The organism is Dyella solisilvae (assembly GCF_003351225.1).
Taxonomy (GTDB): Bacteria; Pseudomonadota; Gammaproteobacteria; order Xanthomonadales; family Rhodanobacteraceae; genus Dyella; species Dyella solisilvae.
In genome coordinates, this window is the sequence record NZ_QQSY01000006.1 from 12,338 (window position 1) to 33,067 (window position 20,730).

General features: G+C 65.0%; 16 protein-coding genes. 12 read left to right on the forward strand and 4 right to left on the reverse strand.

The genetic code is table 11. The annotated features are described in order from the left end of the window. Positions 1-54: 54 nt before the first annotated feature. Positions 55-1,782 (forward strand): SulP family inorganic anion transporter, encoded by a 1,728-nt coding sequence (locus DVT68_RS17445; protein WP_114826494.1) that lies wholly within the window; start codon positions 55-57, stop codon positions 1,780-1,782. 179 nt (positions 1,783-1,961) lie between these two features. Then, a complete protein-coding gene (locus DVT68_RS17450; protein WP_199536126.1) occupies positions 1,962-2,570 on the forward strand; it encodes an ester cyclase in 609 nt (202 codons plus the stop codon). A gap of 31 nt (positions 2,571-2,601) precedes the next feature. Here DVT68_RS17450 and DVT68_RS17455 read toward each other — a convergent pair whose 3' ends face one another. Next, the gene (locus DVT68_RS17455) at positions 2,602-3,285 is read right to left on the reverse strand and encodes a VIT1/CCC1 transporter family protein (protein ID WP_114826496.1); all 684 of its coding nucleotides are present in this window, start codon (positions 3,283-3,285) and stop codon (positions 2,602-2,604) included. A 248-nt stretch (positions 3,286-3,533) separates the two neighbouring features. Between DVT68_RS17455 and DVT68_RS17460 the strand changes: the two genes are divergently transcribed. From DVT68_RS17460 to DVT68_RS20490, 4 genes are all read left to right on the forward strand, one after another. After that, positions 3,534-4,679, forward strand: a complete 1,146-nt coding sequence (locus DVT68_RS17460) for a radical SAM protein (protein ID WP_114826497.1) — start codon at positions 3,534-3,536, stop codon at positions 4,677-4,679. A 691-nt stretch (positions 4,680-5,370) separates the two neighbouring features. Beyond that, entirely contained in the window at positions 5,371-6,297 is a 927-nt protein-coding gene (locus DVT68_RS17465; RefSeq protein WP_233523541.1) for a hypothetical protein, read from the forward strand. 222 nt (positions 6,298-6,519) lie between these two features. After that, positions 6,520-6,981 (forward strand): hypothetical protein, encoded by a 462-nt coding sequence (locus DVT68_RS17470; protein WP_199536127.1) that lies wholly within the window; start codon positions 6,520-6,522, stop codon positions 6,979-6,981. A gap of 203 nt (positions 6,982-7,184) precedes the next feature. After that, a complete protein-coding gene (locus DVT68_RS20490) occupies positions 7,185-7,469 on the forward strand; it encodes a hypothetical protein (protein WP_158543536.1) in 285 nt (94 codons plus the stop codon). 23 nt (positions 7,470-7,492) lie between these two features. Here DVT68_RS20490 and DVT68_RS17480 read toward each other — a convergent pair whose 3' ends face one another. Beyond that, entirely contained in the window at positions 7,493-8,524 is a 1,032-nt protein-coding gene (locus DVT68_RS17480) for an alpha/beta hydrolase (RefSeq protein ID WP_199536128.1), read from the reverse strand. 100 nt (positions 8,525-8,624) lie between these two features. Further along, complete coding sequence (locus DVT68_RS17485; RefSeq protein WP_233523542.1) at positions 8,625-9,944, reverse strand: alpha/beta hydrolase family protein; 1,320 nt, start codon at positions 9,942-9,944, stop codon at positions 8,625-8,627. 260 nt (positions 9,945-10,204) lie between these two features. Here DVT68_RS17485 and DVT68_RS17490 point away from each other — a divergent pair, with 260 nt between their 5' ends. From DVT68_RS17490 to DVT68_RS17515, 6 genes are all read left to right on the forward strand, one after another. Then, positions 10,205-11,257, forward strand: a complete 1,053-nt coding sequence (locus tag DVT68_RS17490) for a glycerophosphodiester phosphodiesterase (RefSeq protein ID WP_425477534.1) — start codon at positions 10,205-10,207, stop codon at positions 11,255-11,257. Positions 11,258-11,505: 248 nt separating this feature from the next. Continuing rightward, on the forward strand, positions 11,506-12,834 hold the full coding sequence (locus tag DVT68_RS17495) for an alkaline phosphatase family protein (protein ID WP_114826499.1): 1,329 nt from the start codon (positions 11,506-11,508) through the stop codon (positions 12,832-12,834). Between the two features lie 194 nt (positions 12,835-13,028). Next, positions 13,029-15,332, forward strand: a complete 2,304-nt coding sequence (locus DVT68_RS17500) for a TonB-dependent receptor (protein ID WP_114826500.1) — start codon at positions 13,029-13,031, stop codon at positions 15,330-15,332. Positions 15,333-15,531: 199 nt separating this feature from the next. Next, positions 15,532-16,251: a lysoplasmalogenase gene (locus DVT68_RS17505; protein ID WP_233523543.1), complete on the forward strand. Its 720-nt coding sequence runs from the start codon at positions 15,532-15,534 to the stop codon at positions 16,249-16,251. Beyond that, complete coding sequence (locus DVT68_RS17510; RefSeq protein WP_114826501.1) at positions 16,248-17,516, forward strand: sterol desaturase family protein; 1,269 nt, start codon at positions 16,248-16,250, stop codon at positions 17,514-17,516. Before DVT68_RS17505 ends, DVT68_RS17510 begins: the two co-directional genes overlap by 4 nt. An 849-nt stretch (positions 17,517-18,365) precedes the next feature. Next, on the forward strand, positions 18,366-19,802 hold the full coding sequence (locus DVT68_RS17515; RefSeq protein WP_114826502.1) for an amino acid permease: 1,437 nt from the start codon (positions 18,366-18,368) through the stop codon (positions 19,800-19,802). A 111-nt stretch (positions 19,803-19,913) separates the two neighbouring features. Here DVT68_RS17515 and DVT68_RS17520 read toward each other — a convergent pair whose 3' ends face one another. After that, complete coding sequence (locus DVT68_RS17520; RefSeq protein ID WP_158543537.1) at positions 19,914-20,498, reverse strand: outer membrane protein; 585 nt, start codon at positions 20,496-20,498, stop codon at positions 19,914-19,916. Between the last annotated feature and the right edge of the window lie 232 nt (positions 20,499-20,730).

Consider the following 20,730-nt stretch of genomic DNA (forward strand, 5'->3'; position numbering starts at 1 on the left):
TTCATGCGAAGCCTATGATGGTCCAGACCGTGGCTTGATCAGGAACATCGACGAATGCCATCCGACACCCCTCTATCCCACGTCGAATACGTTGCGGTCAGGCCAGAGGGATGGCTCCGCTGGCTGCCGGGCTGGCAGACGCTGAGCACGTACCAGGCCAGCTGGCTTCCCAAGGACATTGCCGCGGGTCTCGTCCTGACCACCATGCTGGTGCCCGTCGGCATCGCCTATGCCGCGGCCTCGGGTGTCCCCGGTGTTTACGGTCTCTACGCCACCATCGTGCCGCTGCTGGCTTATGCGGTGTTCGGCCCCAGCCGGATTCTGGTGCTCGGCCCCGATTCCGCGCTGGCGGCGCCGATTCTCGCGGTCGTCGTTGCGCTTGCGGCGGGCGACCCGTCGCGGGCCATCGCGGTGGCCAGCATGATGGCCGTGGTCTCCGGCGTGTTCTGCATCGTGATGGGCCTGCTGCGCCTGGGCTTCATCACCGAACTGCTATCCAAGCCGATTCGCTACGGCTACATGAATGGCATCGCCCTGACGGTGCTGATCAGTCAGTTGCCGAAACTGTTTGCAATCAAGTTCGAGGACGAGGGGCCGCTGCGGGATCTGATCAGCCTTGGCAAGGCGATCGCTGCGGGCCAAAGCAACGGTTACAGCCTTGCCGTCGGCGTAGGCAGTCTCGTGCTGATACTGTTCCTGAAGCGCTTTGAGCGAGTGCCCGGGATCCTGATCGCCGTGATACTGGCGACCTTGTGCGTCTCCGTGTTCAAGCTGGACGAGGCTGGCGTGAAGGTGCTCGGCGCCATTCCACAAGGATTGCCGACATTTGCGCTGCCTTGGGCGAGCGGCGTGGATCTGGTGAAGATCCTGCTGGGTGGTTGCGCCGTGGCGTTGATTTCGTTCGCCGATACCAGCGTGCTCTCGCGCACCTTCGCGGCGCGTTACAACACACGTGTCGATCCGAATCAGGAGATGGTCGGCCTCGGTGCGGCGAATCTTGCAGCGGGGTTTTTCCAGGGTTTTCCCATCAGCAGCAGCTCCTCGCGCACGCCGGTGGCTGAAGCGGCTGGCGCGCGCACCCAATTGACGGGCGTGGTGGGCGCGGTGGCGGTGGCGATCGTGCTCGTGGCGGCCCCCGGCCTAATGCGGCACCTTCCCAACAGCGCATTGGCCGCCGTGGTCATCGCCTCGGCGCTCGGGTTGTTCGAATTCGCCGACCTCAAACGCATCTACCGCATCCAGCAGTGGGAGTTCTGGCTGTCCATCGCCTGCTTCGCGGGCGTGGCGGTGTTTGGCGCCATTCCAGGCATCTGCCTGGCGGTGGTGCTGGCCGTCATCGAGTTCCTGTGGGATGGCTGGCGCCCGCATTTCGCCGTACTGGGTCGCGTCGAAGGGCTGCGCGGCTACCACGACATCAAGCGCTACCCGCACGCCGCACGCATTCCAGGCCTGTTGCTGTTTCGCTGGGACGCGCCGCTGTTCTTCGCCAATGCCGAGCTGTTCCAGGAGCGGCTGGTGCAGGCGGTCGACGACGAACCGACGCCCGTACGAAGGGTCGTGGTGGCCGCCGAGCCGGTGACCAGCGTCGATGTCACTTCCGCCGACATGTTGCGGGAACTGAGCCGCGTCCTGAGCGAGCGTGGCGTGGCGCTGCACTTCGCCGAGATGAAAGATCCCGTGCGCGACAAGCTTCGGCGTTTTGAGCTGATGGACATCATTGGCGAGCAGAGCTTCCACCCAACGATCGGCAGCGCGGTTGACGATTACGAGGGCAAGCCCTGACGGGGCCGGACGCCCTGGTTCAGGCGGCGGTCCGGGCCGGGGACGGAGCCGGCAGGCCGGCGACAGCTGCACAAAACGTCCACAGGGCTTCGGCTCTGATGAACAAACGTCTCGCGCCCGATTCGAGAGCCAGGCGCAGGGGCGTGGCGCGGTGCACTCTCCATGAAGAGGGGGACATCATGACGAAGCAAGGACACATCCCATCGCTTGCGATGGGCGCGTCTCTGGCGTTGGCGTGCCTGATCGCCGCTGCGCAGGCGGTTGCCGCCGACAAGGGCGATTGGCCGCCCAGCAAGGCGAGCGACGCCACGCCCGAGGCGGCCGGGATGCCGCCTGAGCTGGCGAAGAACCTGGCCAACTTCGACGACCTCGACTTCCACGTCTACTCCGAGCAGCAGTGGGAGAACCTTCACCAGAGCCACGCCAAGGACATCGTCGTGCATTACCCGGACGGCCACGTCACCAAGGGCATTCCCGAACACATCAAGGAACTGAAAGCCTTGTGGACGTTCGCGCCGGACAATCGCATCACCGAGCACCCGGTGCGCTTCGGTACCGCCGATGCCGAATGGACGGCCGTGATGGGTTTCCTGGACGGCACATTCACTGAGCCGATGGTGTTGCCGGACGGCACGGTGATCCCGCCGACCGGGCAGGGTTATCACGTGCCCATGGCGACCCTCGCGCACTGGAACAAGGACGGCGTGATGGACGAGGAGTATCTGTTCTGGGACAACGCCACGCTGTTGAAGCAGGTCGGCATCGGCGCCCAGGCTTTGTCCAATTGATTGGGCGTCAGCGGTCGGGCAGGGCCCTGCATCATCCGCCCAGTGCAATGATGGCCATGGTGAGCAGGACACCCAGCACCGTCATGCCGAGGCCGGCCAGCCAGGCGTTCAGGCCGGCGTGGCGGCCCAGCGCGAAGCCACCGGCGAAGAGCATGGCGAGCGTCAGCGCGCGCGAGACGAACAACGCCCTGGGGATGTCATCCAGCAGGACAAAGGGCAGGGCGACCGGAAAGGTCGAGAGCACCACGATGAAAAACACGCGCGCGGCCCAGAGCACGTCGTGCAAGTGAAGGCGCGGACCGTCCGGTAGCCGGGGCAGGTTGACGAGATTGAGCCGCAGCGGCTCGAGGTCCACGTCCGCCATGATCGACTGGATCAGCGGCGGCATGGCTTCCCTGACGATGCCAATGCCGCTGGCCGCATCGGGCGCGCGCTTCACCGCGAGAACCAGGCTCAAGCGACGTCCGCGACCGGCCAGGGTGTTGACCAGGTGCATGAGGGCGTCGGCCAGGCCCCAGGCGAGATTGCAGCCGAGGGCAGCCCGCAACATCGTGTGTCCCGCATCCGGGCCGGACAACCCGGTGGATACGGCGCCGACGAAGGTCAACGCCATGAACAGGCCAAAGCACATCTCGGAGACGCGGTCGACTATGTCCAGGCCCGATTCGCTGGGAAGCGGCGCCGGCGGCTCTTGGTATCTCGTCGAGAAGCTCATCGTCGTTCTCCTCGAGGCTGGCGGGTCTCACTGTAGCGCGACGCCGCCACCGGCGGCCCAGGCGACCGCAGGAACGGTCGATCGCCCTACACCTTCCTCGTGTGATGGCGCGTTCACACAGGTTGCACCGGCGGGGGGGAATAGTCCGGATCAACAGCGCCGATGCCCCCGGCACGCTGGCCGCCTGCCCCGTGCGGAGGCCAGAGGTCGCCATCGAGTGCGTTCACCCCGGTGAGGACAGGAGCCCTATGGACCAGCGCGTGCGGGACGAATCGTCGAGCGGGCTTGCGCAGGGCGTGTCACGCAATCCGCTACCGGCTATCTGCGATGTCTCGGTAACCAATGTGTGCAATGCCGCGTGTGACTTCTGCGGCTTTGCGCGGGACAAGAAGCTGGCCGGTCCGCGTCACCATCTCGATCCCGATGACTTCGAGCGCGCGCTCCCCATCTTGCGCCGGCGCAGGATTCGCTACATGACCCTGCAGGGTGGCGAGCCTCTGGTGCATCCGCAGATCGTGTCGCTGGTGGCGTCGGCGACCAAGGCCGGCGTGCGTTGCGGCTTGATCAGCAACGGATGGTTCCTGCCCGAATACATCGACCGCCTCGCCGAAGCCGGGCTGGACCGCCTGCTGGTGTCCATCGACAGCGCCGACATGGCGGCCCACGAGCACAACCGCGGCCTTGCCGGCCTTGGCCGGCGCATCGAAACCGGCGTAAAGCGCGCACGCAGCCTGGGCATTCCGACCTGTGCCTCGGTGACGGTCAGCCGCCTGGTCAACTATCCCAAGCTTCCTTCCGTGCTTGAGCGGCTGGGCTTCGACGCGGTGGCGTTTTCCTACCCGAGGCGCGAAGCCTTCGGCTCGTCGTCGCTGGTGTACGACGAGTCCTCCACCCTGATCGACCTGAGTCGCGAAGAGCTGCTGGACGCTCTCGGCCAGATCCGCGAGCTCAAGAAGCATTTTCGCGTGATGGACCCGGGGTTTTCGCTCGAGGAAGTGGAACGGTTCGTTCGCGACGAAGCGCAGCACGTCCCGTGCATCGGCGGGCACAAGTACTTCTACATCGACTGGAATCTCGACATCTGGCGTTGCGAGGCATGGCCCAAGCCCATGGGATCGGTGTTCGATCTTGATCTCCTGCCTGACGATCGTGAGCCTTGCAACGCCTGCATGATGGGCTGCTACCGGCACGCCAGCGCGCTCATGCATGGGCCGATCGGCGTCGTGGACGCCGGGCAGGCGTTTGCGCGAGGTCATGTGCAGGATGCCATCGGCCACTTGTTCCGGCGTAGCGTTGCAGAATCCTTCGTTGCGCTCGCACGCGAAGAGCTGCCGCGCATGATGTTCGAGAAGCGCCATCGCAAGCAGAGGGCGATACATTCCGTCACGTTGTGAAGCATTCGCCTCGCACGCTTACCAGTGCGAAAAGCGTGCTGGAAAACCAACGTGTCGCCGTGGAAATAACGCCTCTTTCGTGTCTTGCGCGTAGCTGACGTGATCCAGTTCGCATCGAGTGACGCGACCCTTTCGGCGTGATGTTGCCTTGAAGACCAGCTTGTCAACGCAAGTTCACGTCAAACGCTGCGCGTGACACAGTTGACAGTCGGGCCTTTCGAGTCGCGCCATGCGCGCGCTTTTCGTCATGTTCTTCGGGCCTTGCAGCTGCTTTGAGAATCGCACCGTACAAGTGCTGTTTTCGCAGTACGTGCCGCACGATATTTCGATTTGCATACCTGTCACCAATGAGTCACCTTTGCCGCCGGGGCGATCGTGACCACCGCGTTTGATCGCGTGTGAGAGGGGACTCGTCATCGCCCTGTTCTCCTCCGTGAGGGGCGGAGGGAAAGCAGCTACGTGGAATTCGCCGCAACTTTTCCAGTTGCGGTGCAAGGGTGTTTTGTCGCTATGCGTCATCGGCCTCTGGATGGTCCAGGGATCGAAACCAATTGACATTCGCATACCACGGAGAATTTCAATGCGAGCAAAACTTACGTTTGCGTTGGTAGCTGGTTTGGCAAGTGCGACTTGCTTCCCCACGGTTCACGCTGCGTCGTCCGCCGGGGCGTCGCCTGAAATAGTCAGCCCGTTGGAAGCGCAGGCGCGTGCGAACTGGCGCGAAGACATCTCGCGCACGGCCACGCCGTCCGAAGGCTGTTTCCAGGCCACCTATCCGAGCATCATCTGGAAGCAGGTGGCGTGCAAGGAAGCGATCCCCCGCGTTGCGCCGGTTCCGCGCTGGTCGAGCTTTGGGGCGTCGGAGACCGCCGGCAACGGCAACGACTACACGCTGCAATCGTCGACGCTGATCACCCAGGCCGTGGGCACCTTCCCGGTGGTCACGGGCGTGACGTCGGAGAAGGGCGTAGGTGTGGCGGCGTACGGCGGCGGCGGCATCCTTGGCGCCAACGAATACTCGTTGCAGATCAATTCCAGCTTCAACTCCACCACGGCGGCTTGCAAGAGCCATTCCGGTTGCACCGTCTGGCAGCAATACGTGTATGCGCCCGATTACAGCGTGCAGGGCGAGGCGGCAGTGTTCATGCAGTACTGGCTGATCGGCTACGGCGGCACGCGTTGTCCGAGCGGCTGGGGCAGCGATGGCGCCGGTGACTGCTACAAGAACAGCGCGGCGGCCACGGCGCCGGATGTGCCGGCCACCCAGCTCGGCAACGTCAAGCTCACTGGCACCGTCACCTCGGGCGGCAACGACACCGTGGTGTTCACCAACGGCACGACGGCGTACAGCTCCAGCGGCAAGGACAGCGTGCTGTACCTGGCGACGGTATGGAAAGTGGGTGAGTTCAATGTCGTCGGCAACGCGGGTGGTTCGGAAGCCGAGTTCAACAGCGGCTCGTCGATCACCGTTCACCTGGCGGTGACCAACGGTTCCACCACCGCGCCGTCGTGCGTGGCGAACTCCGGCAGCACTGGCGAGAGCAACAACCTGAATCTCGGTAGCTGCACGGCCTCGAGCGGATCCACGCCGTCGATCCAGTTCACCGAATCGAACTGATCAACCGCATCGCTCTTGCTTGAAGAGAACGCCGAGGGGACGCCCTCGGCGTTTTTTTGTGGGAGACATTCCGGTTGAACCGGCTGGCCAAGGCGTCGGAATCGAGGCCAAACTCGCGTGCCTAACCTTGCCTGAAACGGTGTCGTGGCCAACGCTGGCGCGGAAGGTAAGCGCAAGCCTCGCTCGTGATGATGCGGCCGCATTCACACCTGGGAGGGACGCATGAAATTGCTTCAAAAGCGCATGTTTTTGACTGTGGGTCTGGGTCTGCTATTGCCGCTGGCCGCGCATGCCGACATGCCGGGGCGCCACCCCGCGTATCTGCACGCCTTGTCGGATCTGCGCGCCGCGCGCTGGATGATCGAACATCGTCCGGCCGACGCCGCCGTGAGCGGCCAGGAAGATGTGGCGATCTCCGAGATCGACCACGCGATCGACGAGATCAAGCATGCTGCCTACGACGACGGCAAGGATTTGCATGACCATCCGCAGGTGGACCTGGCGATGGACCAGCCGGGTCGGCTGCACCAGGCCGCCGATCTGCTGGCGCAGGTGCATAACGATATCGATCGTGAGGAAGACGATCCGGAAACCCGCGAGCTGAAGCATCGCGCGCTGTGGCACGTCGATGAGGCCAGGCACGCGGTGGACCACGCCATCCACGACGTGCGCAACGGTCGCTGATCGGCATCGAGGGACAGGCGCCCTGATTGAGCCGCCGCCCGTCAGTGAAGGGCGGCGGTTCGTTTTCAGGGCTGGCACGGGTAACCCGCGCCGCCATCCGGCGGCTGCGAACACCACCGCACTCTCGGCCGTTCAGGCGCGGACGCGCTTGCAGTCGCAACCTGCCCACGGCACTCTTGCGCGTTTCGTCCCAAGGAAGCGCCATGTCCAGTCAAGAAACCATCATCCAGATCATGCCGGCCACTGGCTGGGTTGCGGTGTACGCCGAAGACGGTGAGGAAGCCGCCGAGGCGTTGGTCTGCTTCGCGCTGGTGGAGTCCGTGCAGAACGGCGCCACGCACCGCGCCGTGCGCCCGATGCGTGCCGACGGCAAGCAGATCTCCCTCGCCGATACCGTCGCCAACTACCTGCGCGTCGAGGAGCTGGCGGAATTCGAAGAGGATGAGGAAGACGAGGAAGAAGACGAAGAGGAAGAAGTCGAGGAGTAATCCTCGCGTCTTATCCCGTTGATTCAAGGTTGTTCCAGGCGCGCCGCCAGTTCCACGCTGCGCGGCGCGGCCAGGCCACCGAAGTGCGTGTCGATGCCATCCAGCTGCCGGCGCGCCTCATCGATTTTTCCGCCGCCGAATTGGGCCTGCACCTGGTCGAGCGCCGCATTGAGCGCATGATCGACATGTGCGCGGCAATCGGCGAGCTGGCCGGCATCGCGCGGGACACGCGCATCCAGTGAGGCAAGCGCACGGCCGAAAGCGGCGGCATCAGCCAGTTCGTGGCCGGTATGCGGCATGTCCAGCACGTCGATGTCGGTGACGCACCAGCTCTTCAGGGCCTGGCGACTCTGGCGATCGGTGCCCTGATGGAAACGGTCCTCTTCGCCGGTGAGGTAGACCACGCGCGTGTCATCCTGGAAGCGCTCGAACAGTTCGCGCGGCGGTGGTGGAATCTGCACGCCGATCGCGTCACTGCCGGCATCCAGCAGCGCGCCATGGAACAGGTCCGGATAGCCGAGCGCCAGTCGCAGCGCCACGCGCGCGCCGCCGGAAAATCCTCCGACATAGATCCGCTGCGGATCGACGCGGTACTCGCCAGTGACGTTGTGGGCGGCCAGCAGTGCGAGCGGCTCGCGCCGGTCGATCAAATCCGCCTCATTGCCCGAGCGTGCAGCGGTGACGAGAATCACCCCTAGCCGATCAAGCACGGGCATCCAGGCGGCGGGAATCTTCGCCTCATCCCATGGCGGTACGAACACCAGCAGGCCATAGCCCTCCGCCGGCATGTGTGCGGGCACGTAGAGGGCGAAGCGCTCCTGCGAGAGATCAACCGGCTGTTCGCGGATGGACGCGCCCGTGGCAGCGGCGCGACGTTGCAGGCGCCAGGCGTTCAAGGGACTGACCAGGCGGCGCGCCAGCTCGGTGCTGCTGGAGAGATCGCCGTACTGGCTGAAGACCACCGCCTCCTGCAGGCCGGTGGGCGGACCCGGCGCCTGCCCGGCCCACGCCATCGCGCAGGCCAGCCACAACAGCAGTGGCAGCGGCCATTTCATGCGGGCAGGCTAACAGTTGAGCGGCGCCGCCCGCCACCGCGAGACGTCACGTGCCGGCCAGATCCTCGATCTAGCGGAATGGCCCGTGGCGCGCGGCGTCTCAGGGCGCTGTCGGCGTACCTGCGTGGGGAAAGACGATCGTGCTCGCTCCATAGGGCGTGTGCAGCACGCCCTTGGCATAGTCGAGGGTCATGCGCATGTATCCGTTCGCATAGCGGGTGTCCACGCGATTGCCGTCGGGCGCCAGCTCGAACTCGGTCATGCCGTGCTCGGCCCCTGGAAACAGCGCCGTGGTGATCGGAAGTCCCTGCGCCTGCAGCGTGCCGAGGCGACGCAGTGTCTCGGCGCTCGGCGCGTCGATATCCATGTCACCGAGTATCCACAGCTGCGGCGTGTGCAGTTTCCTCAGCACCGCCATGGAGTCGTAGCGCCACGGCGTGGCGAACATGTACGCCTTGCCCTTCTCGCGAATCTCGTCGCTGCTCATGGGCAGCACCAGATAGCTGAAATCGCCGCGCACATCCTTGTACCAGGGTTCGTTGCGGTACTTCGCACGCGCCGCGTCGAGCTGATCGAAGCCCTGGGTGAGATGGCTGGAGAGAATCAGCCCGATCGCGTCGGACAGCTCCCACGCCTTGTCGATCACCGACTGATCGTAACCTTTCAGCTTGAGCCCGAAGGCCACGGCCTCGCGATCCTCCTCCAGCGGCGAAATGGCGAGACCGTAGCCCACGATCACGAAATCCACCTTGGATCGCGTGGCGGCCAACGGCGCCACCCAGCCACCCTGGCTGCCACCGCGAAAACCGACGCGGCCGGCACGGTCGCCCGCCAGCTTGCGCGCCTCGGCCACAGCGGCGACCGCATCGTTGGCGAGCACGCTGTAGTCCTGTGTGTACTGGCCATCCGATTCGCCGGTGCCGCGCTTGTCATAGACGAAGGCGCCGACGCCTTCGGCGGGCAACTGGCGCTGCATGGCGTCCCACACGCGCGCCGAATCGTGTTCCGAGCCATGCACCAGCACCACGACCGGCACGCGGTCCTTGCCAGGCGGCAGGATCAGTCGCCCGACCAGTCGCGTGCCGCCGTCGCCGGCAAAGACGGTGTCGTGGACCTCGAAGGCGATGCGATGGCCGTTGACGCCATCGAAGCGGATGCCGCCGCTGGCGCAATCGGTGAAGGTCACTTGCTTGTGGTCGGGGCGATCGGTCCAGCCCAGCGTGCTGCTCCAGGTGTCGCCCTGGCCGTGGGTGAGCTTGCCGGTCGCACCGTCGATGCGGCGCCAGCGCAGGCCGTCCGGGTCGGCGGGCGCGATGTCCACGGTGCTGCCGTCGGTCAGGCGGTAGGCGCCGATATGGCAGTCCGGCACGGGTTGCGCGCTGGCGAGCAGGGCAACGAGCAAGGTCGCGAGCATGGTCATGAAGGCCCATGTGAGGTTGAAGCCACGCTACCAGCCGCGATGCGCGTGGCCATCCGACGCAAGTCATGAGGGTGCCGCCAGTCATGCCCTGACTTGCGTATGCTGTCGTTTCAAACGTGACGCCACCCGGATGTCAAGGAATCGACATGCAGGGCCGCCACCATGGCTGGATGACTGCGCCGGACTGGCGTTTCGCGAAGGGTCACGAGGGGTTTGCGATGGGTCGTTTAAGCTGGGCCATCTTGTTGCTGGGTGCGTGGATGATGGCGGCGGACGTGCAGGCGAACGAGGCGCCGCTGGCGCCGAAGGTGCTGGTGATCGGTCATCGTGGCGCCAGCGCGCTGCGCCCGGAACACACGCTCGCCTCTTACGGCAAGGCCATCGCCGATGGCGCCGACTTCATCGAGCCGGATCTGGTGATGACGCGCGACGGCGTGCCGGTGGCGCGCCACGAGAACGAGATCAGCGGCACTACCGACGTGGCGCAGCATGCGGAATTTGCTTCGCGCAAGACCACCAAGACCATCGACGGCCATGCCGTGACGGGCTGGTTCACCGAGGACTTCACGCTCGACGAACTCAAGACCCTGCGTGCGCGCGAGCGCCTTCCGCAGTTGCGCAGCACCGCGTACGACGGGCAGTTCCAGATCCCCACGCTGGACGAGATCATCGATTTCGTCGCCACCGAGTCGGCGACCCGCGGCCGGGTGATCGGCATCATCCCCGAGATCAAGCACAGCACGTATTTCCAGAAGGCGGGCCTGCCGATGGAAGATCGCGTGCTGGCCATCCTCGCCGCGCACGCCTATACGCGCACCGCGCCGGTGGAGATCCAGTCCTTCGAGATCGCCAACCTCCGCTACCTGCGCGGCAAGCTCGGCAAGGCGCATCCCAACATCCGCCTGTTGCAGCTGCTGGACGATCCGGGCGATCAGCCCTATGACGTGGTCGCCGCCGGCGGCAAGCTGAGCTATGGCGACATGATGAAGCCGGCGGGCCTGCGCGAGATCGCCAGCTATGCCGATGCGATCGGCCCCAACATCCGCGCCATCATCCCGCTCAACGCCGACAGCACGCTGGGCCAGCCCACGGCGCTGGTGCACGACGCGCACGCGGCAAAGCTGGAGCTGCATCCATTCACGTTCCGCCCGGAGAACTACTTCCAGGCCAGGAACTTCTGGAAGGGCAGCGATCCGAAGACCTTCAATGAAGCCGGTTCGGTGGCGGAGATACGCGCTTACCTCGACGCCGGCATCGATGCGTTCTTCACCGACGACCCGGCGATCGGGCGTGAGGCGGTGGACGGGCGTTGAGGGGTCGTTGACGCTCTGCTGGCGCCCGGCGGAAGTCGCTGGATACCTGCTCTTGCTGGGATGACGGCATCCCTGTGACGGTGCGTCGTCGGGTTTAGCTCGTCATTCCTGCGAACCCCCAAAAGGGGGCCCAGAGCAGGAATCCAGTGCCTCTTGGTCTTGCGACAAAACACACCATTTCAGCCCCGTCGAAACAAAGGCGAGGGTTGTTGGCGTTACATTGCAGCTCAAATCAGGGTGAACCCAACATGCGCTTCTCCACGCCCCGCCTCGCCGCCATCCTGCTGGCGCTCGCCCTCGGCGCTCCCGCCGCAGCATCCCCGGTACTCATGATCTCCATCGACGGCCTGCGTCCCGCCGACGTGCTGGAAGCCAAGGAGCGCGGGCTGCATCTGCCGAACCTCGAGTCGTTCGTGCAGCAGGGCAGTTACGCCGACGGCGTGCGTGGCGTGCTGCCGACGCTGACCTATCCCAGCCACACCACCCTGATCACGGGCGTGACGCCGGCGCGGCATGGCATCGGCGGCAACCTCACCTTCGATCCCTACAACAAGAACCAGCTGGGTTGGTACTGGTACGCCAGCGACATCCAGGCGCCCACCTTGTGGGATGCTGCGCGCCAGGCTGGGCTGCATACCGCCAACGTGCACTGGCCGGTCAGCGTGGGCGCGCCGGTGGACTGGAATCTCCCCCAGATCTGGCGCACCGGCACGGCGGACGACCGCAAGCTGATGGCCGCGCTCGCCACGCCGGGCTTGCTGCCGTCGCTGGAGAAGGAGCTTGGCCCTTACGCGGATGGCATCGATGAAAGCCTCGCGGGTGACCGCACCCGCGCACGTTTCGCCGTCGCGCTGCTCGAGTCGCGCAAACCCGACTTCATGACCGCCTATCTCACCGCGCTGGACCACGAGCAGCACGTCAGCGGTCCCGATACGCCGCAGTCGCGCGCCGTGCTCGAACAGATCGACACGCTGATTGGTGACCTCGTGCAGGCGGCGCACCGCGTGCATCCGGATGGCGTGGTGGTGGTCGTGTCCGACCATGGATTCCTGCCGGTGCAGCAGGACGTGAACCTGTATGCACCCTTCATCCAGGCGGGGCTGATCACGCTCAAAGGCGCCGAGGTGGCGGACTGGCAGGCGGCGCCGTGGAACGATGGCGGCAGCGCGGCCATCGTGTTGCGTGATCCATCGCGAGCCGACGTGCGCGAAAAGGTCGCTGCGTTGCTCGCGCAACTGCAGAAAGACCCGTCCTATGGCATTGCCCGCGTCCTCGACAAGGACGAGGTGGCCACGGGAGGCGGTACGCCGATGGCCAGCTGGTTCGTGCTGTTCAAGCCGGGCTATGAAATGGCGCTCCGTCCTGATCTTCCGGTGCTTTCGCCGGGCCATTACCGCGGCATGCATGGCTACGACCCAGCCTTGCCTGCGATGCGTTCCACCTTCCTCATCGCCGGCAAAGGCGTGCCGGCGGGCAAGGATCTTGGAGAGATCGACATGCTCGACATCGCGCCGACCGTCGCGCGCGTGCTCGGCGTAAGCCTGCCGCAGGCCCAGGGTAAGGCGTTGCTTCCCTGAGCGTTAGCGCTGACGGGAAAGTGCTGTTTTCAAGGCGTTTTCCGCGTGTTTTAAATATGCGTGTCATCGCTGATACACACGCGCCATTCACACTTTCGTGATGTCGTCCTGATCATTCGGACGTCTATTCCCCGCTCGTTTACCTATCACTTGACCGTGCGGATTCAAGACGAATCCGCGCGTAAGGATTTGTCATGCCCAAGCATTCCCTTCGCAGGACCGCGATCGCGCTGGCAACACTGGCATCCCTCTACGGCGGCATCGTGCACGCCGACGACAACACTCCCGCCGCGCCGGCGGCCGTGGCCGACGCCACGGCCAGCAACAGTCGCGACAAGGCCAAGGACATGGACGCTATTTCGGTGGTCGCGACCGGCGAAACGCGCCAGGTGCAGAAGATCACCAGCGAAGACATCCAGGCGCTGACGCCGGGCAGCAGCCCGCTCAGGGCGCTCGACAAGCTGCCGGGCGTGAACTTCCAGTCGGCCGATCCGTGGGGTACCTACGAGTGGTCGACGCAGATCACCCTGCATGGCTTCGACCAAAGCCGCCTTGGCTTCACGCTGGACAATATCCCGCTCGGCAACATGAGCTACGGCACCACCACCGGCCTGCAGGTGACGCGCGCGATCAGCAGCGACAACATCAGCTCGGTGGAGCTGGCGCAGGGCGCCGGCGCCCTCGGCACGCCATCCAACACCAACCTGGGCGGCACCATCCAGTTCTTCTCCGCCGATCCGGATGCCGTGGCCGGCGCCCGCATCAACCAGGTGCTCGGTTCCGACTCCACCACGCGCACCTTCGTGCGCCTGGATACGGGCGACCTCCACGGCTTCTCCGCTTACGTCTCTTACGACCATGCCTCTACCGACAAGTGGAAGGGCTACGGCGACCAGCGTTCGGATCAGGTCAACCTGAAGTCCGTGTATCAGTGGGAAGGCGGCAGCGTGAGCCTGTTCTACAACGAGTCGCGCCGCAAGGAATACGACTACATGGACCTGTCGCTGGCCAGCCAGAAGGCGCTGGGCTGGAACTGGGACTACCTGCAGCCGGACTGGAACACGGCGGTGCAGATCGCCAACGCCTATAACGGCAAGGGCAGCTATCCCGCGGTGCTGTCGCCGCTGCCGGCGGGCTACGACCTCGTCGATTCGACTTATTACGCCGGCGGCGGCATCCGTCGCGACAGCCTGGCCGGCTTGAGCGGCAACTTCTCGCTGAGCGACCACGCGACGTTGAATCTAGGGACCTACTATCACGACAACCGCGGCGAAGGTCAGTGGGCCACGCCGTATGTGGCGTCCTCGCCGACCGTGCCGCTGGCGATGCGCACCACCGACTACGGCCTCGACCGTTACGGCGGCACCGGCTCGCTGGTGTTCGCGCTGGGCAACAACGACATTGAAGTGGGCTTCTGGGCCGAGAACGCCAAGACCAACCAGGAGCGCAACTACTTCTACCTGACGGGCGCCTACGACTACCTCAGCAACTTCTACGAGAACGAGGAACCGTTCCTGCGCGGCTTCTTCCAGCACTACAACACGAATACGCGCATGGCGTACGCCCAGGACACCATCCACCTGATGGATGACCGCCTCACCGTGAACTTCGGCGCCAAGGCGCTCGACGTGACCAACACGGCCGATTCGCTGGTGGTCAGCAGTGCGCTGGCTGAAGGCCGAATCCGCGCCAGCGACGGCTTCCTCCCGCAGGTGGGCGCCAGCTACAAGCTCGACGCCAACCAGGAGGTGTACGGCTCCTACAGCAAGAACCTGGCCGCTTACGGCTTCCTGCCGTTCACCCAGTCGCAGGCCTCGTTCGACGCCAGCAAGGGTTCGCTCCAGCCCGAACAATCGCAGACTTTCGAGCTGGGTTACCGCGTGCATGGCGACAGTTTCGAGGCCTCGGCCGATGCGTACTACACGCGCTTCACCAACCGGTTGCTGGCGGTGTCGCCGTGCAGCGCGGTGCAGACCTGCGCAGCCATCATCAACAATGTGGGCTCGGTGAAGAGCACCGGCATGGACCTGGCGGTGATCTGGCGCCCGGTGGATCACCTGCGCTGGCTCAATACCGTCTCGTACAACAATTCCAAGTACCAGGACGACTACCTGAACAACGGCGTGGTCGCCACCGACGGCAAGTACGTGGTGGGTATCCCCAGCTGGATGTTCACCTCCGACCTGAGCTACAGCTACGGCGCCTGGCGGGCGACCATCGACGGCAAGTACACCGGCCGCCGTTACATCACCTACCTCAACGACTCCCAGGTCCCCTCGTACTGGCTGTTCGACGCCGGGGTGAACTATGACCTGGGCTCGCTGTCCGTCTTGAAGGGCCTCAGCCTGGGATTGAACGTCACCAACCTGTTCAACAAGCGCTACTTCGCCACCACCGGCACCAACGGCTACGTCGCTTCCGATCCGCTGGGCTGGAACCAGACGCTGATGGCCGGCGCGCCGCGCCAGGTGTTCTTCAGCGTCAACGCGAAGTTCTGATTCCCGCGAGGTTCAAGGGTTCAGCGCCACGCCAGCGATGGGCGTGGCGGGGCGTGGCAGGCCTTCCCGCTGGCGGCCTCCGCCCTTTCCCCGGCCCTCCCCCGCAAGGGGAGGGTTTTTTTTGTTGCGGCGCGCGGCGCGTAGCGCCCCCGGTAGGCACTAAGATCACCATTCATTCTTGGGGAAGGGGAATCCAGGCATGTTCGTTTCAAACGCCAGCGCTGCGCCCGTGGCGCCGCGTGGCATCAACGTGGTCATCGCGCTGGCTGCGATCGCCACGATCGTGGGCGCCACCTATGGCGAGCCCGGGACGGTCGACGGCTGGCATTGGCTGCACTGGCTGTGCAAACCGCTGGCCACCGCAGTCATCCTCTGGTCCGCCTGGAGCGCCTCGCCGCCCGTCTCGGCCACCTACCGGCGCTGGATTGCGATTGGCATGGTGTTCTCGCTGGCGGGCGACATCTTCCTGATGCTGCCGGTGGACGCCTTCGTTCCCGGGCTGGTGGCTTTCCTGATCGGGCACCTGTGTTTTCTCCGGGCGTTGACGAGTGACACCCGCTTCGCCGCCGTCCCCCTGGCGCTGCTGGCCTGCGTGGCCTACGGCGTGCTCAACCTGTGGGCGCTGTGGCCCTCCCTGCCAGGCGCGCTGCACGTGCCGGTGGTGGTCTACGTGGCGGTGCTGACCTGCATGGCCGGGCAGGCCGTGGCGCGGGCGCTGTGGCGCGCCCACGACGCCCTGGCGGGGCCGGCGCTGTGGGCGGCGGGGGGGGCGCTGTTGTTCGTGCTCAGCGATACACTGTTGGCCTGGAATCGCTTCCGTCTCGCCATCCCGCTGTCGGCGCTTTGGATCCTGGCGACCTATTACGCGGCGCTGTGGTGCCTGGCGCATTCGGTACGCGACATGGGCAGACATCCATGAACACGCAGGAAACCATCATTACCTGGGCAACGCCGGTGTTCTTCGCGCTGATCGCGATGGAACTGCTGGTGGCCAGGCTGCGTCGTCGCAACGTCTACCACTCCAGCGACGCCATCAACAGTCTGGCGCTGGGCGTGATCTCGCAGATCGTTGGCGTGTTCAGCAAAATCCTCACGCTGGGCATCTATGCCTGGTGCGTGCAGCATCTGGCGGCGTTCTCGCTGCCGGCGAACAACCTGCTGGTGTGGGTCACCGCGCTGATCGCCTACGACTTCTGCTACTACTGGCTGCACCGCGCCGGCCACGAAGTGAACATCCTGTGGGCCGCCCACGTGGTGCATCACCAGAGTGAGGACTACAACCTCTCCACCGCGCTGCGCCAGACCGGCAGCGGCGTGCTGCTGGGCTGGCTGTTCTACCTGCCGATGGCCGTGATCGGCTTTCCGCTGGAAGTGTTCGTGGTGGTGGCGCTGATCGACCTGCTCTACCAGTTCTGGGTGCATACCGAACTGGTTGGCCGCCTGGGATGGTTCGACCGCGTGTTCTGCTCGCCCTCCAACCATCGCGCGCACCATGCGGTGAACGACAAATACCTCGACCACAACTACGGCGGCATCCTGATCGTGTGGGATCGTCTGTTCGGCACCTTCGTCGAGGAGGACGACAAGGATCCGCCGGTGTACGGCACCCGCGCGCCGCTGCGCAGCTGGAACCCGCTGTGGGCCAATGCCGAGGTGTACTGGGCCACCGCCAAGGACGCCTGGCGCGCACGACGCTGGCGCGACAAGCTGCTGGTGTGGCTCAAGCCACCGGGCTGGCGACCGGCTGACGTGGCGGCGCGCTTTCCGAAGGCGGATTTCGACATCCAGCGCGCGCGCTTCCAGCCAGCGCTCTCGCGCGGCCTCACGGTGTACAGCCTGGTGCAGTTCGCGCTGCTGCTGGGCATGGCGGTGCAGTTCCTTGACCTCGCCAAGCACCTCTCATTGGTCGTGCTCGGTGGCTATGCGGTGTTCCTGGTGCTGAGTCTTACCGCGCTGGGCGCGCTCACCGAAGGGCGGCGCGTCGGCGTCGTGCTGGAGCTGGTGCGCTTGCTGGTGACGGCGGCGATTCCGCTTTTGACAGGGGGATGGTTTGGGCTGCCGCAGCTGTCCGGGAGTGTGCTGGGCGCGATGGTCGCGATTCCTGCCTTGAGTGCGTTGGTGCTGGGGTGGGTGGTGTTGGTGGGGCACCGGCGGGAAGGGACGGGGAAGGTGATTCCGGGTTAGGAGGGTGGGAGTTCCGGCGTTTCGCCCGAACTCCATCGGCTCGGTCCTTTCTGTTCGTCATCCGTGCGAGGCGCATTTCAGCAGCCGAAGACTGGTCAGGCAGGACGGAGCGCGAAGCGCGCAAAACTCCCCTAAAGCGGCTGCGAAAGGCATCCTTGCCTCACACTCTCCTACCCGTCATCCCAGCGAAAGCTGGGATCCAGTGACTTTGGCTCCTGGCTTCGTCTGAAGCGCTCCCGCCAGCGTGCCGCCTACGCGGCGGGCGCTTCGACCACCGTGAAGGTGGCAATGTCGCCTGCCGGCGCTCGAGTCACTTTTCTTTGCTGGCCCAAAGAAAAGTAACCCAAAGAAATGGCCTTACAGGCTCGTAGCGACATGCGGGATACGAGCCCGTGCGACCGAGGCCAACCGGATGGGCTTCGTGCTACCTCAGGGACAGCGGCTACCCCGCAACGCGCCGTCGCGGAGAGGGGGCGCAGCGATGCCTGGCATACAAGCCCTGATGACTGCGGCCAGCCGAACTCGTTGCGTGCTACCTCGCGGACGGCGGCTACTCCGCGGGGCGTCGTCGTATTGAGGACTTAAGGCGTGTGCGCCACGCCGCTTCGCGCTTTGCTCCCTCTCCCCTCTGGGGAGAGGGTTGGGGGTGAGGGGCCAGTCTTGCCTCAGTCCTGCTATACGCTCAAAAAAAGGAGCCGCCTGAGGCCGTCCTGACCTGAGAGGCGCACGCTCCGTACCCCAGCGAACGCCACAAGACCCCAACCTCATAAGAACCCCCTCCGCGCGCTGCAGCATGGCAGGGGCGGGGGCATTCGTTATGATCGCGGCTCAATTTCCGGGGATGAGCCGATGGGTTTCTTGAACAAGTTGGTGCGCCACAAGCCTGTGGAGCTGTTGCAGGCGGAGGCTGGCAAGCGGGGTGATTTCCGCCGCGTGCTGGGGTTGTGGCAGCTCACCGCGATCGGCATCGGCGGCATCATCGGCGTGGGTGTGTTCGTGCTGGCCGGTCAGCAGGCGGCGTTGAACGCCGGCCCGGGGGTGGCCATTTCCTTCCTGATCGCGGGCATCGCCAGCGCCGCCGCGGCGCTGTGCTACGCCGAGTTCGCCGGCCTCATCCCGGTCACCGGCAGCGCCTATACCTACGGTTACGCCGTGCTGGGCGAATTGGCCGCCTGGCTGATCGGCTGGGATTTGTTGCTGGAATACGCGTTGATCGTGGCGGTGGTGGCGATCGGCTGGGCCGGCTACGTGCAGTCTGCGCTGTCCAGCGTGGGGCTCGGCCTGCCGGTGTGGGCGCAGGGCGCCGTCGGCACTGGCCCGGGCCACGTGTTCAACGTGGTCGCCGCGCTGGTGACGCTGGGTGTGTCGGCGCTGCTGACCTTCCGTACCGAGTGGGGCGCACGCTTCAATACGCTGGTGGTGGCGATCAAGGTCGCCGCGGTGGCGTTGGTGATCGGCGTGGGCGTGTTCTACGTGAATCCGTCCAACTGGGTGCCGCTCATTCCCACGCGCGTGATCGGGCCTGACGGCATCGGCCATTACGGCTTCCAGGGTGTGGCCACCGCGGCCGCCGTGGTGTTCTTCGCCGTGTTCGGCTACGACACGCTGACCACCGCCGCGGAGGAATCGAAGAATCCGCAGCGCGACCTGCCGCGCGCCGTGCTGCTGTCGCTCGCCATTTCGATGGCGATGTATCTCGCCGTCTCGCTGGTGCTCACCGGCATCGTGCACTACAGCACGCTCAATACCGATGCTCCGGTGGCCGATGCGTTCAAGGGCCTGGGCCTGCATTGGGTGGCGCTGACCGTGTCGGTGTCGGCGGTGTTCGGCCTCATCAGCGTGCTGTTCGCCTTCATGCTGGGCGCGTCGCGCATCTGGTACGCGCTGGCGCGCGATGGGTTGCTGCCGGGCTGGTTCGCCCACGTGCATCCGCGCTACGGCACGCCGCATCGCCCGACCATCGCGCTTGGCGTGTTCACTGCGCTGGTGGCCGGTTCCACGCCGATCCAGAAAGTGGCGGAACTCGTGAACATCGGCGTGCTGTCGGCCTTCATCGTGATCTGCACCTCGGTGATGATCCTGCGCAAGCGCAAGCCCGACCTGCCGCGCTCGTTCCGCACCCCGCTGGTGCCGCTGGTGCCGCTGATCGGTATCGGCTTCTCGATCTGGCTGCTGTCCGAGCTGCCGGCGATCACCTGGAAGGTGTTCCTGATCTGGGTGAGCATCGGCATGGTGATCTATCTCACCTACGGCATGCGCAACAGCAAGCTCGAAAAGCAGGCATGACACCACATGCAGGGGCGCACCAGGTGTGCTCCTGCATGAAGCCACGCAGGTGACGCAAAGAGAAACGGCCGCTTGCGCGGCCGTTTTTCGTTACTGCATTTACCGCGACGATCAGAAGCGGTATTCGACCGAAGCCGAGTAGGCCGCCACGTTGGCGTTGTCCTGCGGCTGGCCCGAGCCGCCGCGACCGTACTTGACGTGGTAGTTGTCGTAGTTCAGCGCCACGCTCACGTTCTTCGTGATGTCGTAGCCCACGCCGGCGCCGGCGTACCAGCCGTTGTTCCAGCTGCGCTGCGAGGCGGACACGTCGCCCACGGTGACGCCGGCGGTGGTGCGCGAACGCAGGTAGCCGCCGTGACCGGTGACGTACCAGTTGTTGTAGAAGTTGTACTTCGCGGTCACGCCGAGCTGGGCGACGCGCGGCTTGGCGTAGGTGGTGGCGAAGTCGTAGGTGTTCTTCACCTGGCCGAGGTAGGCGTAGCCGATTTCGGCGCCGACGATACCGTTCCAGCGCCAGCCGAAGCGCACGTTCTGGAAGACATCGCTCTTGTCGGAGGCGCCGCCGATGCGATAGTTGCTCTGGCCGAGATTGCCGGCGACGAAGAAGTTGTCGAGCTGGTTGTTTTCGTCGGCCTTGGCGGCGAACGGCGCAACAGCGACTACGGCCAAGGCGGCCGCCATCAGAGTCTTGATCATGGAGTGCTCCATCTTTTTTTGTGATACCGCCGCGACAACGAGGGGGAATGTCGTGGCGGCCCGCGTGGGGATCGCGGAGTGCAGAGGATACGGGTTTTTAACGCTTGAGAACCCCTGCGACATGTTGTCGGGACGGGCGAGGTTCAGGCATCAACATGACCTCTGGCAGGGGGTGTGGCGCGCAGTCGCACACTAGCATCGGAGGTTCATGTGTCGTGCAGCCTGCTTCTGT